General features: G+C 67.1%; 15 protein-coding genes. 13 read left to right on the forward strand and 2 right to left on the reverse strand.

What is annotated here, in order from left to right; translation table 11 throughout:
* Positions 1-3 precede the first annotated feature (3 nt).
* From C7389_RS16020 to C7389_RS16065, 11 genes are all read left to right on the forward strand, one after another.
* Positions 4-1,386 (forward strand): malonyl-CoA decarboxylase, encoded by a 1,383-nt coding sequence (locus tag C7389_RS16020; protein ID WP_133593281.1) that lies wholly within the window; start codon positions 4-6, stop codon positions 1,384-1,386.
* Between the two features lie 150 nt (positions 1,387-1,536).
* On the forward strand, positions 1,537-3,975 hold the full coding sequence (locus C7389_RS16025; RefSeq protein ID WP_211342518.1) for a putative bifunctional diguanylate cyclase/phosphodiesterase: 2,439 nt from the start codon (positions 1,537-1,539) through the stop codon (positions 3,973-3,975).
* The gene (locus C7389_RS16030) at positions 3,972-5,171 is read left to right on the forward strand and encodes a TonB-dependent receptor (RefSeq protein ID WP_133593284.1); all 1,200 of its coding nucleotides are present in this window, start codon (positions 3,972-3,974) and stop codon (positions 5,169-5,171) included. Before C7389_RS16025 ends, C7389_RS16030 begins: the two co-directional genes overlap by 4 nt.
* Positions 5,158-5,598 carry a hypothetical protein gene (locus tag C7389_RS16035; protein WP_133593286.1) on the forward strand — a complete coding sequence of 147 codons (441 nt, stop codon included), beginning with the start codon at positions 5,158-5,160 and terminating at the stop codon, positions 5,596-5,598. Before C7389_RS16030 ends, C7389_RS16035 begins: the two co-directional genes overlap by 14 nt.
* Positions 5,599-6,109: 511 nt before the next feature.
* The gene (hemP, locus tag C7389_RS25495; RefSeq protein ID WP_169151915.1) at positions 6,110-6,208 is read left to right on the forward strand and encodes a hemin uptake protein HemP; all 99 of its coding nucleotides are present in this window, start codon (positions 6,110-6,112) and stop codon (positions 6,206-6,208) included.
* Positions 6,209-6,248: 40 nt separating this feature from the next.
* Positions 6,249-6,482, forward strand: a complete 234-nt coding sequence (locus tag C7389_RS16045) for a (2Fe-2S)-binding protein (protein ID WP_133593290.1) — start codon at positions 6,249-6,251, stop codon at positions 6,480-6,482.
* A complete protein-coding gene (gene bfr, locus C7389_RS16050) occupies positions 6,479-6,958 on the forward strand; it encodes a bacterioferritin (RefSeq protein ID WP_133593293.1) in 480 nt (159 codons plus the stop codon). The genes C7389_RS16045 and bfr overlap by 4 nt, the downstream gene beginning before the upstream one ends.
* Positions 6,959-7,033: 75 nt before the next feature.
* Positions 7,034-7,186, forward strand: a complete 153-nt coding sequence (locus tag C7389_RS24905; RefSeq protein ID WP_162851760.1) for a hypothetical protein — start codon at positions 7,034-7,036, stop codon at positions 7,184-7,186.
* Positions 7,187-7,226: 40 nt separating this feature from the next.
* Positions 7,227-8,027: an energy transducer TonB gene (locus tag C7389_RS16055; RefSeq protein ID WP_133593295.1), complete on the forward strand. Its 801-nt coding sequence runs from the start codon at positions 7,227-7,229 to the stop codon at positions 8,025-8,027.
* A gap of 5 nt (positions 8,028-8,032) precedes the next feature.
* Positions 8,033-8,791 carry a MotA/TolQ/ExbB proton channel family protein gene (locus C7389_RS16060; RefSeq protein WP_133593297.1) on the forward strand — a complete coding sequence of 253 codons (759 nt, stop codon included), beginning with the start codon at positions 8,033-8,035 and terminating at the stop codon, positions 8,789-8,791.
* On the forward strand, positions 8,792-9,214 hold the full coding sequence (locus C7389_RS16065) for an ExbD/TolR family protein (protein WP_133593299.1): 423 nt from the start codon (positions 8,792-8,794) through the stop codon (positions 9,212-9,214).
* A 101-nt stretch (positions 9,215-9,315) separates the two neighbouring features.
* Here the strand turns inward: C7389_RS16065 and C7389_RS16070 are convergent, their stop codons facing one another.
* Complete coding sequence (locus C7389_RS16070; protein ID WP_133593301.1) at positions 9,316-9,732, reverse strand: Fur family transcriptional regulator; 417 nt, start codon at positions 9,730-9,732, stop codon at positions 9,316-9,318.
* 155 nt (positions 9,733-9,887) lie between these two features.
* Positions 9,888-10,886: a cytochrome-c peroxidase gene (locus C7389_RS16075; RefSeq protein ID WP_133593303.1), complete on the reverse strand. Its 999-nt coding sequence runs from the start codon at positions 10,884-10,886 to the stop codon at positions 9,888-9,890.
* Between the two features lie 290 nt (positions 10,887-11,176).
* Here C7389_RS16075 and C7389_RS16080 point away from each other — a divergent pair, with 290 nt between their 5' ends.
* Positions 11,177-12,601 (forward strand): efflux RND transporter periplasmic adaptor subunit, encoded by a 1,425-nt coding sequence (locus tag C7389_RS16080; RefSeq protein ID WP_133593305.1) that lies wholly within the window; start codon positions 11,177-11,179, stop codon positions 12,599-12,601.
* The gene (locus C7389_RS16085) at positions 12,598-14,568 is read left to right on the forward strand and encodes a MacB family efflux pump subunit (RefSeq protein ID WP_133593307.1); all 1,971 of its coding nucleotides are present in this window, start codon (positions 12,598-12,600) and stop codon (positions 14,566-14,568) included. Before C7389_RS16080 ends, C7389_RS16085 begins: the two co-directional genes overlap by 4 nt.

Consider the following 14,568-nt stretch of genomic DNA (forward strand, 5'->3'; position numbering starts at 1 on the left):
TCCATGTCCGCCACCGATCTGTTTTCCCGCGGGCTTTCCCGCATGCGCGAGATGGTCGCCAATGCCACCGCCAAGCCCAAGGAGCCGTCGGAGAAGATTCTGGAGCGCATCCGTCAGCAGTTGCACGAATGCGCCGAGGGCCGCGGCGGCGAGATATCCACCCGCCAGCGAGCTGCCCGCCTGGCGGAAACCTATCTCGGCCTGGACGATGGCGGCCGCCTTGCGGTGCTGCGCATGATCGCGCTGGAATTCGGCCCCGACCCCACCCAGGTGGCCACGGCGCACAAGGCCTACCAGGCTGCGGTGGGCAGCGAACGGCAGTGGGACGCGGAGGCGCAGCTGCGCGCCGCCATGCGCTCCCGCCGCATCCGCATCCTCACCCAGTTCAATGCGATACCGCAGGGGGTGAAGTTCCTGGTCGACCTGCGCGCCGACCTGCTGCGCTACCTGCCGGAGGAGCCGCTGCTGAAGCCGCTGGACCGCGAACTGGAAGCGCGGCTCACCGCCTGGTTCGACGTCGGTTTTCTCGAGCTCACCCGCATCACCTGGCACTCGCCGGCGGTGCTGCTGGAGAAGCTGGTGGAGTACGAGGCGGTGCACGAGATCCGTTCCTGGAACGACCTCAAGAACCGGCTGGATACCGACCGCCGCTGCTACGCCTTCTTCCACCCGCGCATGCCGCTGGAGCCGCTGATCTTCGTCGAGGTCGCCCTGCTGGAACAGCTGGCCGACAACGTGCAGCAACTGCTGGACGAGCATGCGCCGGTGCAGGACACCCGCCGCGCCGACACCGCCATCTTCTACTCCATCAGCAACACCCAGGCCGGTCTGCGCGGCATCTCCTTCGGCAACTTCCTGCTCAAGCGGGTGGTGGAAGACCTGCAGCGCGACTTTCCCAAGCTGAAGTGCTTCGCCACCCTCTCGCCCCTGCCCGGCCTGGTGCGCTGGACCAGCCGCCATCCGGAGGAACTGGCCAAGGCCCTCACGCCGGCCGACTGGAAGAAGCTGGCAGCGGCAGGAGTAGAAGGCCCCGACTCGCCCCGGCTGGGCGCCCTGCTGGAGGGTAAGGCGGACTGGCAGGACGACCCCGCGCTGGCGCGAGCGCTCAAGGAGCCGCTGCTGCGGGTGGCGGCCCATTACCTGCTGCACACCGCCGGCGACAGCCGGCCGGTGGATCCGGTGGCCCGCTTCCACCTGGGCAACGGCGCCCGCGTGGAGCGGCTGAACTGGATGGCGGACAGCTCAGCCAAGGGGTTGGCTCAGTCCTGGGGCATCATGGTCAATTACCTCTACGACCCCGACCGCATCGAATCCAACCTGGAGGCGTATGCCAGCGAAGGCCGCATCGATGCCTCCCCCGCCGTCCGCCGCCAGGCCCGGCGCTGAGGTCCAGCGCAATCGGCGGCCGACCATGACGCATGTCGCACCCGCCGGCGCTACACCGACCGTATGATCCCGAAGTGGTCCCGGGCGCCATCGGCACTCCTGCCGGCGGAGCTGACCCGCCACGCTCCCTAGCTGACGGATATCTCCCTCGTGCGCCTGCCCTTCCGGCCCGCTTCAATCCGGGTCCGCCTGCTGCTCGCCAGCACCGCCGTCCAGGTAGTGCTGCTCACCTTGCTGGTGGTGAACAGCGTCCGCCTGATGAACGAGGCCGCCTCCGCCAGCCTGGACACCCTGGTCGAACAGAACGCCAGCATGCTGCACGCCATGGCCACCGCCTTCGGCGAACAGGAACGCTACCCGGCGCTGCAGGACCTGCTGCGCGAACTGCTGGCCGACGCTCACGGCGGGCTGGCCTATGTGCGCATCGGCGACAGCCAGGGCCGCTTTCTGCTCTCCGCCGGCCGGCCGGAGCTCGAACCCCTGCCCGTCGGCAGCAGCGCCTTGCCAGCGGACATCGACCGGGTGCTCGCCGAACGCTTCATTCACATCCGCCGCCCCTTGCTGCTGTCGGGCAACGAAGTCGGCTTCCTGCAGTTCGGCGTTTCGGTTTCCATCCTCGCTGCCGCGCGCAAGGCCATTATCGAGCAGGGCACGCTGATCGCCTCGGCCGAACTGCTGCTCACCTTCCTGCTCATCTCCTCGCTCGGCTATCTGCTTACCAGCAAGGTGCGCCGCCTGCTGGACGGCAGCCGCGCCATCGCCGACGGCCACTTCGAGCACCGCCTGCCGGTGTATGGCAATGACGAGTTGTCCCGGCTGGCACGCCATTTCAACCTGATGGCGGCCACGCTGCAGGAACGGGTCGGCGAACTGCAGGACACGGCCGACCGCCTGGCCGCCAGCGAAGACCGCTACGCCCTCGCCATGCAAGGCGCCAATGACGGGCTGTGGGACTGGGACATCCCGGGCAACACCATCTACTACTCCGAACGCTTCCGCGAGATTGCCGACCGCACCGCCTGCGACCTGCCCGGTTCGCCGCAGCAAGTGCTGGACCTGCTTCACCCGGACGATGTGAAGCCCTATCGCCAGCGCATGGCCGAGCACCTCAAGGGCATCAGCGCCCGCTTCACCTGCGAACACCGCATCCGCCTGCCGGACGGCGGCTACCGCTGGGTGGTCACCCGCGGCGTCGCCCGCCGCGGCGACGACGGCCGCGCCATCCGCATGGCCGGCTCTATCGGCGATGTGGACATGCGCAGGCAGGCGGAACAGCAGCTGGTGCACGATGCCCTGCATGACGGCCTCACCGGCCTGCCCAACCGCGCACTCTTCATCGAGCATGTGCGCCGCGCCATCGGCCAGCAGCGCCGCGACGGCGACGAACGCTTCGCAGTGCTGGCGATCAACCTGGAACGCTTCAGCCTGGTGAACGACAGCTATGGCCATGCCACCGGCGACGCCCTGCTGCGCAGCATCGCCGGCCACATCTCCGCCTCGCTGCGCGCCGGCGACGTCCTCGCCCGCGTCGGCGGCGACCAGTTCGCCGTCCTGCTGGACGGGCTCAAGGACAGCGCCGAAGCGCTGCGCCTGGCCGAGTCCCTGGTGGAGCTGCCGGCCTTCGCCCTGCCCGCCACCGGCCAGCCGCTGCATCCCAAGTGCCGCATCGGCGTCGCCCTCGGCGAGCCGGACTACGAGGATGCCGGCGCCCTGCTGCGGGATGCCGACAACGCCCTGCACAAGGCACGTCAGGCAGAAGACTCGCCGGTGGCCGTCTTCCACGCCTCCATGCATGCCCAGACGCTGCTCACGCTGCAGCTCGAGTCCGACTTGCGCCAGGCCCTGCACGAGCGCGCCCTCATCGTCCATTACCAACCCATCGTCACCCTGGCCGAGCAGCGGCTGAGCAGCATGGAAGCGCTGGTGCGCTGGCCGCACCCGACCCGCGGCCTGATGGCGCCCAACGTCTTCATCCCGCTCGCAGAAGCGCTGGACCTGGTTCACGAGCTCGGCATGCAGGTGCTGGAGCAAGTGTGCGCAGACCTTGCCCGCTGGCAGAGCGAGGGCTACACACCACCGCCGGTCAGCGTCAACCTCTCTGCCCGCCAGCTGAGCCGGCCGGCGCTGGCCACCGAATTATTGGACGCCATCGCCCGTCACCGCGTCTCGCCCGCCAGCATCCGCATCGAAGTCACCGAGAGCCTGTTCGCGCGCCCTGACGGCCCGGCCAAGGCCGCGCTGCAGCAGCTGCGCCAGGCAGGCGTCATGGTGCTGATCGACGACTTCGGCACCGGCTTCTCGGCGCTCAGCTATCTGCACACCATCCCCTGCGACGTGGTCAAGCTGGATGGCTCCTTCGTCCGCTCGCTGACCGACGACGCCCGGCTGCGCGCCATCGTCCGCCGCAGCATCGAGCTGGTTCACGATCTCGGCATCGCGGTGGTCGCCGAATGCATAGAAACCGAAGACCAGGCCACCCTGCTGCATGAAATGCACTGCGATTACGGCCAGGGCTACCTCTTCTCCCGGCCGCTGCCCGCCGACGCAATGACGGCACGGCTCCCTCCCCCGCTGGCGCTGGCCGGGTGAAGCTGCTGCCCCCCCTCCTCGTCTGCGCGGCGCTGCTGCGGTCGGTCGGCCTGCATGCCGAGATGCCGGACGTGCGCTGGTCCGGCTTCGCCACCCTGGGCATGGTTTCCACCTCGGCGAGCGATCTGCGCTACGCCCGCATCGGCGTGGATCACCCTGGCGCCGAGAATCCGGATTTCGGTCCGGACACGGTGGCGGGCCTGCAGGGCAACTTCCGCTTCGGCGACCGGCTCGGTGCCGCACTGCAGGTCATCAGCCGCGAAACGCCGGAGGGCAGATACACCCCGCGGCCCAGCCTGGCCTTCCTCAGCTACGCCCTGAGCCCGACGCTGACGGTACGTGCCGGCCGCATGCGGGTACCCTTCTTCATGCTGTCGGACACGCAGGACATCAACTACGGCAACCCCTGGGTCCGGCCGCCGGGCGAGGTCTACAGCCTCAATCCCTTCCCCGACCTCGACGGCATCGACCTGCTCTACCGCCTGCAACTGGGCGAAACCCAGCTGGAACTGCACCCCTACGCCGGCCACAGCGACCTCCCGCTCTACAAGAATGGCGACATCGGCCTGCGCGAAACCCTGGGCCTGAACCTCTCGCTCACCCACGGCAACCTCCTGGTGCACCTCGGCCATGCGCGCGCGCGGCTGAAGCTGCAATGGAACGACCCGGACTACCGCCAGCTCACCGGCGCGCTGCAGATGCTGGGACGCAGCGACGTCCTGGCCGACCTCTCCGGCGATGATGGACGCGCCCGTTTCAGTTCCGCCGGCTTCCAGTGGGACGATGGCGAGTGGCTGCTGATCGGTGAATACGCCCGCCGCGAGAACACCCGCTACGCCAACAGCGGCCACGGCTGGCATCTCACCGCCGGCCACCGCTTCGGCAACTGGCTGCCCTTCTTGACGCTGGCGCGGCAAACCCAGGACAGGCCGATCGCCCGCACCGACCTCGGCGACCCGGCGCTGACCCAGGCCTTCGAGGGCTTCCTCGCCTCCCGCAACCTCGCGCAACGCAGCGCCACCCTCGGCCTGCGCTGGGATTTCGCCGCCAATGCCGCGCTCAAGACCGAATGGACGCGGACCCATACCGACCGCGACGGCTGGGGCAGCTTCTTCCCCCGGGGCGAGCCCGCTGCCGCCGACATGCGCGGACGCACGATAGACACGCTGAGCCTGTCCCTGGATGTCGTCTTCTAGAGGCCCTCTCCTCGCCTGGGCGCTCGCCTTGCCGCTGGCGCTGGGCATCCAGTTCGCCTGGGCGGACATCGCCCTGGTCACCGGACGCCAGTCCAGCATCCAGGAGTTGGGGCGCGAGGAAGCCACCCAGCTCTATCTCGGCCATCGCGCCACGCTGGCGAACGGTCAGGCCGCCGTGCTGATCGACTTGCCGCCGGGGCCGGTGCGGGACGCCTTCTACCTCGACCTCACCGGCAAGAATCCGGCGCAGATCCGGGCCTATTGGTCGCGCCAAGTCTTCACCGGCCGCGCCCTCCCGCCACGGCAGGCCAACGGAGCAGAGGAAGTCCTGCGCTGGCTGGCGGAGGGGCAGGCCAGTCTCGCCTATCTGCCGACCGGGGTCCTGGATCAACGCGTCCGCGTGCTGCTCACACTCCCCAGCCCCTGAGCCCCGCGACAAACCCTCCCCGCCGTCCCGGCCCTTCGTAGCAAACCCGACAAGGCGCAATCCTGCGGGACAGAACGGGAACGCGATCACTTCCAGCTGCAGGCGAACTTTCCGCACTGCGGAAACGCCCTCAGTCCGGGAGCTTTCGCCCCCCCTGGTCCGCAATCCGCCTTTCAGCGGGACAGCCTCTCCAAGTGGCCCGCTTCCTGCTTTCCGCCTGTGGACAGCGCCCTGCCGGAGAGCGGGGCGGAATATGCAATTGGCAATATTTTTGGACAGCCAATGCTGCAGGCCGAAGAAGTCAGTCACACACGCGCTCAGCCTTATCCGGCGCGGACTTGACGAAAGCTGCGCAATGGTGATGTAATGCAAATCATTCTTATTTGTATGGCGATGCAACATGACAGCAGAGTCGATCGCTCCGGCAGATACATCCGCCCCGGCAGCCCGCGACCTGCCCCGGTTCGCGGAAAGGCAGCCCCCCATGGCCGAGCCTCCCATTCCCAGCAGCATGCTGCTGCTGGGACGAACCAGCGTCACGATCGACCATCAGGGTGTGCAGTACGTACTCCGCACCACCCGTGCGGGAAAGTTGATTCTCACCAAGTAGCACGGCCAGGAACGGCAAAACCCCTCAACGAGGCTAGACTATGTATGTCTGTGTCTGCAACGCGGTAACTGAGCGGCATATCAACGAAGCGGTACGCAATGGCGTGACCACCATGCGCGAGTTGCGCAAGGATCTGGGTGTCACCGCCGAATGCGGCCGCTGCGCGATATGCGCTCGTGATTGTCTGCGCGCTGCGATGGCCGAACAGGCCCCGGACTACGGGATGCCCGCGGGCGTCCTGCCCTCGTTTCCCCTTGCCGTGGAGGCCTCATGAAAGGCGACAAGAAAGTCATTCAACTACTCAACAAGCAACTGACCAACGAACTGACGGCGATCAACCAGTACTTCCTGCACGCCCGCATGTACAAGAACTGGGGTCTGATCAAACTGGGCAAGCACGAGTACGAAGAGTCCATCGAAGAAATGAAGCATGCGGACGATCTCATCGAGCGCGTGCTCTTCCTCGAAGGTCTGCCCAATCTGCAGAACCTCAACAAGCTGATGATCGGCGAGAACGTTCCCGAGTGTCTTGCCGGCGACCTGAAGCTGGAGCAGGCCTCCCGCGCCGATCTGGTCGAGGCCATCGCTTACTGCGAGTCCTGTAAGGACTACGTCTCCCGCGACCTGCTGGAAGACATTCTCGAAGACACCGAAGAGCACATCGACTACCTGGAAACCCAGATCGACCTGGTTGCCCAAGTGGGCCTGCCGAACTACCTGCAGTCGCAGATGGAACCGGAAGCCTCATAAACCGGCCCAGGCTGGAGCGCCCCTCGGCGCTCCAGCAGCAAACGGTGCGCTCAGCCGACGGAGATTCGCTTTGCCATGCAAACCAGCCCGAACCGCCAGCGCACCAACAACCATGCAGTACCCGCGTTTCCCGCGCGACGCTTCGCACTCTATCTGGCCATCGCAGCCCTGCTGATGCACTTGCTGATGGAGCCTTCACTGGCCAGCATGACCTTGAACCTGCGCTGATTACGATGTCGACTTCCCGCTTCTCCCCGGATTTCCACTGATGACCGCCGCTGCCTCCCCGGCTCTTGCCCTGAACGGCGACAACAACGCCCAGAAGTCGCACCAGGCGCGGCAGGCGACTCCGCCCGCCACCCCGCAGCCGCCCTCCGGCGGCAAGCGCCGCAGCGGCCGCGCCGAGCGCGCTTCCCTCGCCGTGCTGGTTCTGGGGCTGCATCTGGGCGGTCTGGCAACCCTGGTCTATTTCGGCGCCAAGGTCACCATCCCGCCCCAGATCACACCCATCCAGGTCGCCTTCATTCCGCTGGAAGCGCCACCTCAACCCGAACCCGCGCCGCCCGCACCGCCGGTGAAGGTCGAGAAGCCGACCCCGCCCAAACCGGTTCCGCCCAAGGTCGAGCCCAAGCCGCGCCCCAAGCCGGTGGCCCGCGAGCCCGAACCGACGACGACCTCCGAAACCGCGATCTCGGCCGAGAAGCACGAACCGACTCCACCGGCGCCGCCGCAAGCTCCGCCGGCGCCCCCCGCCCCCCCGGCGCCGGCGCCGCCCGCGCCCGTCACCGCGGCACGCTTCGACGCCGACTACCTGAACAACCCCGCCCCCAGCTATCCACCACTATCGCGCCGCATGCGCGAGGAAGGCCGGGTGATGCTGCGGGTACTCGTTTCCCCTGAAGGTTTGCCGGCCAAGATCGAGCTCTCCAAGAGCTCGGGCTCGGAACGGCTGGACAATGCAGCCCGCGACGCGGTGACCCGCTGGCGCTTCGTTGCCGCTAAGCAGGGCGATCAGCCCATCGAAGCCTGGGTACTGGTACCCATCGTTTTCAATCTCGAAGGAAAGTAAGACCCATGGAAACCACTCAAGCCTTCGGACTTGCCCACCTCTGGGGCCAGGCCGACATGGTCATCCGCATCGTTGCCCTCATGCTCTTGGTCATGTCCATCACTAGCTGGTACCTGATCCTGGTGCGTGGCCTGCGCCAGCTGCGCGCGCGCAGCTTCGATGACGCGGTCGAATCCTTCTGGGCGGCGCCCGACCTCACCGAGGGCCTGAAGCGCCTGAGCAAGCGGGCGCCGGACTCGCCCTTCGAATCCCTCGCCCAGCAGGGCGCGGCGGCGACCGACCATGTGCGTCGCCACACCCACCGCGAAACCCTGGGCGGCAAGCTGAACGCGGAGGAGTTCATCACCCGCGCGATGCGCAAGTCCATTTCGCTCTCCACTGCTTCGCTGGAATCCGGGCTCACCATGCTGGCCTCCATCGGCTCCACCGCGCCCTTCGTCGGCCTGTTCGGCACCGTCTGGGGCATCTACCACGCGCTGGTGAACATCAGCGCTTCCGGCATGGCGACGCTGGACAAGGTTGCCGGCCCGGTCGGCGAAGCGTTGATCATGACCGCCTTCGGCCTCTTCGTCGCCATCCCCGCGGTGCTGGCCTACAACGCCTTCACCCGTGCAAACCGTGTCGAGCTGTCCGAGTTGGATGCCTTCGCCCACGACCTCCATTCCTGGTTCTGCACCGGCGCCCGCATCAGCCCGCTGAACGAACGTGAAGAAGCCCCCCCCAGCGCGCCGGTGCGTCTGGCCGGTGCCGGTGGAGCCGCGTAAATGGCTTTCGGCGGCTTCAACCAAGGCAGCGAGCGCGCGCCGTCCAGCGACATCAACATGGTGCCGCTGATCGACGTGATGCTGGTGTTGCTGATCGTGTTCATGATCACCGCGCCGCTGCTCACCCATTCGGTCAAGATCGACCTGCCCAAGGCGTCCAGCCAGCCCAACACCGAGAAGCCGGAAACGGTCACGCTGGCGATCAACGAGGAAGGCAAGCTGTTCTGGAACAACGAGCCGCTGGACGACGCTGCGCTGCCGGAGCGGCTGCGCAGCGCGGCGGCGCAGACCCCGCAGCCCGAACTGCACCTGCGCGCCGACCAGAACACCCGTTACCAGAAGCTGGCGGAAGTGATGTCCCAGGCACGCGAAGCCGGCGTGGAGAAGATGGGCTTCATCACCCAGCCGGAAACGGCGCCCTGACCCGCCCCAGGCCCACCCGCCCAAAAGAAAAGGCCACGCACCGCGTGGCCTTTTTGTTTTTCGTGCGGAAGCCGCAGCGGTAACGGCAGGCACGAGCGGCGTTACACCCGCTTGCCCCGCACCCGGATGATCACGTCCACCTGCTCCAGTTCGACATGGGCGGGCAGGCTGGGCACACCGACCACATGCAACTCCTCGGCGGCGACATCGGTAAGTTCACCGGTATCGACGTCGTAGAGATGGTAGTGAGGCTCGACATTGGAGTCGTAGACCACCCGCTCCGGATCAACGATCAGTTCCTTGACCAAGTTCTTCTCGCGAAACAGTCTGAGCGTGTTGTACACCGTTGCGCGCGAGGTCTCCGGCACGGTATCGCGCACCTTGGCGAGCAGTTGCTCGGCAGACAGGTGCACCGGCCGCGACAGCATGACCCGTGCGATCTCCAGCCGCTGCAGGGTCACCGGCACGCCGATGGCGCGCAGGCGATCGGCCAGGTAGCGGCTTGATGATGTTTCCATCTCTGTGGAGCCTATCGTGATTGATATCGGGGGCCTTATCGGCCTGGCCGGGCCAGCTTGCCCGGTGGTCGAATGTTGGTATTACCCCCGATGACTGTCAATCGACCGCGGACGGCCGGCATTACGCCGGCATCCACGGCCTGGGCCTGCCTGAGTCAGTCGAAGGGCACCGGCCTCGGCGTTTCATTGGAGGACGGCGGCAGCAGCGGCAGGATGAAGGAAGGCTGGTCGCCGGTGAGCGTCTTCAGGAAGGCGACGATCTGGCCGATCTCCTCCTTGGAATACTTGCGCCCGAGTTGCAGCCGGCCCATCACGTCCACCGCCTCCTCCAGCGTCTGCGCCTGGCCATCATGGAAGTACGGGTAGGTCAGTTCCACGTTGCGCAGCGTCGGCACCTTGAAGTTGAAGCGGTCCTCGTCCTTGCCGGTGACGCCGGCACGGCCCTCGGCGCCGCTCTTGGTCACATAGGGCTCGACCAGCCCCATCTTCTGGAAGGAGGAGCCACCCACCGCCGGCCCGTTGTGGCAGGCAACGCAGCCACTGTCCTTGAACAGCTTGTAGCCGGCCAGTTCGCGCTTGTTCAGCGCCTTGTCGTCGCCCTGCAGCCATTTGTCGAAGGCCGAGCCCGGCGTCACCAGCGTCTCCTCGAAGGCGGCGATGGCATCGGTGACCTTGTCGATCTCGACGCGGCTGGAGCCGTACACCGCCTTGAACTCGGCGACGTAGCCGGGGATGGATTGCAGCACGTCCACCGCCAGGTCGTGGGTGAAGGCCATCTCGCCCGGGTTGGCGATCGGACCACCGGCCTGCTCCTTCAGATCCTTGGCGCGGCCGTCCCAGAACTGCGCCACCGCCATGCTGGAGTTGAGCACGGTGGGGGCGTTGATCGGGCCCTTGGTCCAGTTGTGGCCGATGGAGGTCTGCAGGTTGTCCGAACCGCCCATGGACAGGTTGTGGCAGGAATTACAGGAGATGAAGCCGGAGCGGGACAGCCGGGGATCGAAGAACAGGCGCTTGCCGAGCTCGACCTTGGCAGGGTTCGTCACCTTGGCGGGCTGTATGGGTTGGATAGGCTCATCCCGCACCGCCCAGGCGGAGCCGGCGGCGACCGTCGCGACCACGGCCAGCGCGATCCCGGTGGAATTCAGCTTCATGATGCTCTCCTTCGTGAGTTGATCCGCGCCGTTGCAGGCAGATCGGCAGCGCCGGCAACGGTCCATGACAGATCGGTCGATTAGACGCGTTCTAAACATGCAGGCAGATTTAACCCCCCTTACCCACCTGGTTTCTTGACCCAGATCATGAAAGCCGCCCTATCCACCTTTCGTCTTAACCGGCGGCGGCCCTGGGCGGTGCCTGCAATACGATACAAAGCGTGGCGGGAGTGGCCCGTATCCTGCAGCCCTCGACATCCGCCCGCCGTCACGTCTCCCCTTCTGAAAGCATGAACAAGCCCTCTCCCCCCTCCTCCACCAAACCGGCCAGGCTGCGGCGCTGGCCCCTGTACGCAGTCGTGAGCGGCGTCGTGCTGCTGAGCGGATACCTCGTCTGGAGCAATTTCTTGCGCGGTGCCGATCCGCAGGCCCAATACCAGTTCGCCACCGTGCAGCGCGGCGACATCGAGGACGTGGTGACTGCAACCGGCACCTTGCAGCCGCGTGACTATGTGGACGTCGGCGCGCAGGTGTCCGGCCAGTTGAAGAAGATCCACGTGGAGGTAGGCTCGGAGGTCAAGGCCGGTGACCTGCTGGCGGAGATCGACCCCACCGTCTATCTCGCCAAGGTCGACGCTTCCCGCGCCCAGCTGCGCAATCTGCGCGCCCAGCTCAAGGAGCGCGAGGCCCAGCTCAAGCTCTCCAGCCTGCAACTGAGGCGCCAGCAGGCGCTGATGAGCGAGGAGGCCACTACCGCCGAGTCGCTGCAGAACGCGGAGGCATCGCTGCAGTCCTCCGAAGCGCAGCTGGAAGCGCTGCGGGCGCAAATCGAACAGATCGAGTCCTCGCTGCGGGCGGACGAAGCCAATCTGCAATACGCCCGCATCCTGTCGCCCATGAGCGGCACCGTGGTTTCCATCAGTGCCCGCCAGGGGCAGACGCTGAACACCAACCAAAGCGCACCCACCGTGCTGCGGGTGGCGGATCTGAACACCATGACGGTGCAGACCCAGGTTTCGGAAGCAGACGTCGCCCGCCTCAAGGTCGGCATGGAGTCTTACTTCACCACCCTGGGCGGACAGGGCCAGCGCTGGTACGGCAAGCTGGAGAAGATAGAGCCCACGCCCACCGTCACCAACAACGTGGTGCTGTTCAACGCGCTGTTCGACGTGCCCAACCCGGATGGGCGGCTGATGACGCAGATGACCGCCCAGGTCTTCTTCATCGTCGCCTCCGCACGCAACACGCTGGTGGTGCCGATGTCGGCGCTCAACGTTGCCAACCGGCCGCCTCGCGGGCAAGGCCCCGCCCAAGGACAAGGCCCAGGACAACGCGAGCGCCCCGCCGGCACTGGCCCCAGCGGCGGCATGCAGGCCGCCGCCCGCCAAGCGGGCGAGGGCGGTCGGGAGCGCAGCCCGCGCGCAGGCGCGGCGGAGCGTCCGGAACGTGGCGAGCGCAGCAGCGAAGCCGGTGGCGAACGCCGTCGGCCGTCCCAGGCCGGGGCACATGGCCCCAGGCGCGGCATCGTGAGGGTCGCCAGGGCGGATGGCACGCTGGAGGATCGTCCGGTGGAACTGGGCATCAGCAACCGGGTGCAAGTGCAGGTGCTGTCCGGCCTGGAGGAAGGCGAGCGCCTTGCCTCCGGCAACGTCATCGCCGCCCGTCCGCAGGGCGGTGACAGCAACCAGCCCCCTCGGATGCCGCCCCGGCTATGAAGCGCGAGCCTCTTCCCCTGGAGCGGCCGGCGCCGGCGTCGGCGGGCCCGCTGATTTCCCTGCGCGGCGTCACCAAGACCTTCCGCAACGGCGAACTCGAAACCGAGGTGCTGCACGGCCTGGATCTCGACATCTACCCGGGCGAATTCGTCGCCATCATGGGCGCCTCCGGCTCGGGCAAGTCCACGCTGATGAACATTCTCGGCTGCCTGGACCGCCCCACCCGCGGTACTTACCACTTCATGGGCGAGGACGTGGCCGGCTTCGGCCGCGACGACCTCGCCCGCCTGCGCCGCGAGGCCTTCGGCTTCGTGTTCCAGAGCTACAACCTGATCGGCAACGCCACCGCGCGCGAGAACGTCGAGGTGCCGGCCATCTACTGCGGCATGCCACCGGATGAACGCCATGCCCGCGCCACCACACTGTTGACCACGCTGGGCCTGGGCGAGCGCTGCGGGCACCGCCCCAGCCAGCTCTCCGGCGGCCAGCAGCAGCGGGTCTCCATCGCCCGCGCGCTGATGAACGGCGGCCGCATCATCCTCGCCGACGAACCCACCGGCGCGCTGGACAGCAGGAGCGGCGTCGAGGTGATGAAGCTGCTGCGCCAGCTCTCGGAGCAGGGCCACACCATCATCCTGATCACCCATGCGCGCGAGGTGGCGGAGGAAGCGCAACGCATCATCGAGATCCGCGACGGCAACATCCTCTCCGACCCCGGCCCGCGTCCGCGCGAGGAACCGGAGCCGGACTTCGCGCCGCGGCAGGACCACAGCTCCTCGCTCACCGACGTGGTCGAGGCCACCCGCACCGCGCTGCGGGCGCTGCGCGCCAACATTTTCCGCTCCATCCTGACGCTGCTGGGCATCGTCATCGGCGTCGGCTCGGTGATCGCCATGCTGGCGATAGGCGACGGCGCCAAGCAGCAGGTGGTGGACCGCATCAGCGCCATGGGCACCAACCTGCTCACCATACGACCGGGTGCGCCCAACCAGCGCGGGCGGGACACCACCGCCACGCTGGTGATAGACGACGTGCGCGCCATCCGCGAGTTGCCCAATGTGCTGGCCTCGGTGCCGGAGCAGAGCGCCAACGTCACCGTGCGCTTCGGCAACGCCGACCAGCGCACCACCGCCAACGCCACCTCCGCCGACTTCATCATCGCCCGCAACTGGCCGGTCGCCTCCGGCACCTTCTTCAGCGCCGCGGACGAAGCGGATTACGCCACGGTGGCGGTGCTCGGCCAGACGGTGGCCAACGGCCTCTTTCCCGGCAGCGATCCGATAGGCCGCTACATCCTGGTCAACAACATCCCCTTCCAGGTCATCGGCGTCATGAGCGCGCAAGGCGCCACCGGTTTCGGCCAGGATCAGGACGACATCGTCTTCGTGCCCTACACCACGGGCAGTCTGCGCCTCACCGGCCAGCGCTTCCTGCGCAACGTCACCGTAGCGGTGGAGGATGTCGCACGCATCGACGCCACCCAGGCAGAGGTCACCAGCCTGCTCATCGCCCGCCACGGCGTGGAGGATTTCCAGATCCGCAACATGGCCTCCATTCTGGAAACCGTCTCCGCCACCCAGAACACGCTCACCATCCTGCTGGGCGCAGTGGCTGCCATCTCGCTGCTGGTGGGCGGCATCGGCGTCATGAACATCATGCTGGTGTCGGTGACCGAGCGGACGCGGGAGATCGGCATCCGCATGGCCACCGGCGCGCGCATGAAGAACATCCTGCAGCAGTTCCTCATCGAGGCCCTGGTGGTCTCGGCGCTGGGCGGCGCCATCGGCGTCGCGGTCGGGCTCGGGGCCGCGGCCATCATTGCCGCCTTCGGCACCGCCATCAAATACACCCTCGCGCCGGTGCTGCTGGCCTTTGGCTGCGCCTTCGCCACCGGCCTCATCTTCGGCTATCTCCCGGCACGCAAGGCCGCCCGGCTGGACCCGGTGGTCGCGCTCGCCTCGGAATGA

The sequence above is a fragment of the Azoarcus indigens genome (genome assembly GCF_004361735.1).
Taxonomy (GTDB): domain Bacteria; phylum Pseudomonadota; class Gammaproteobacteria; order Burkholderiales; family Rhodocyclaceae; genus Azoarcus; species Azoarcus indigens.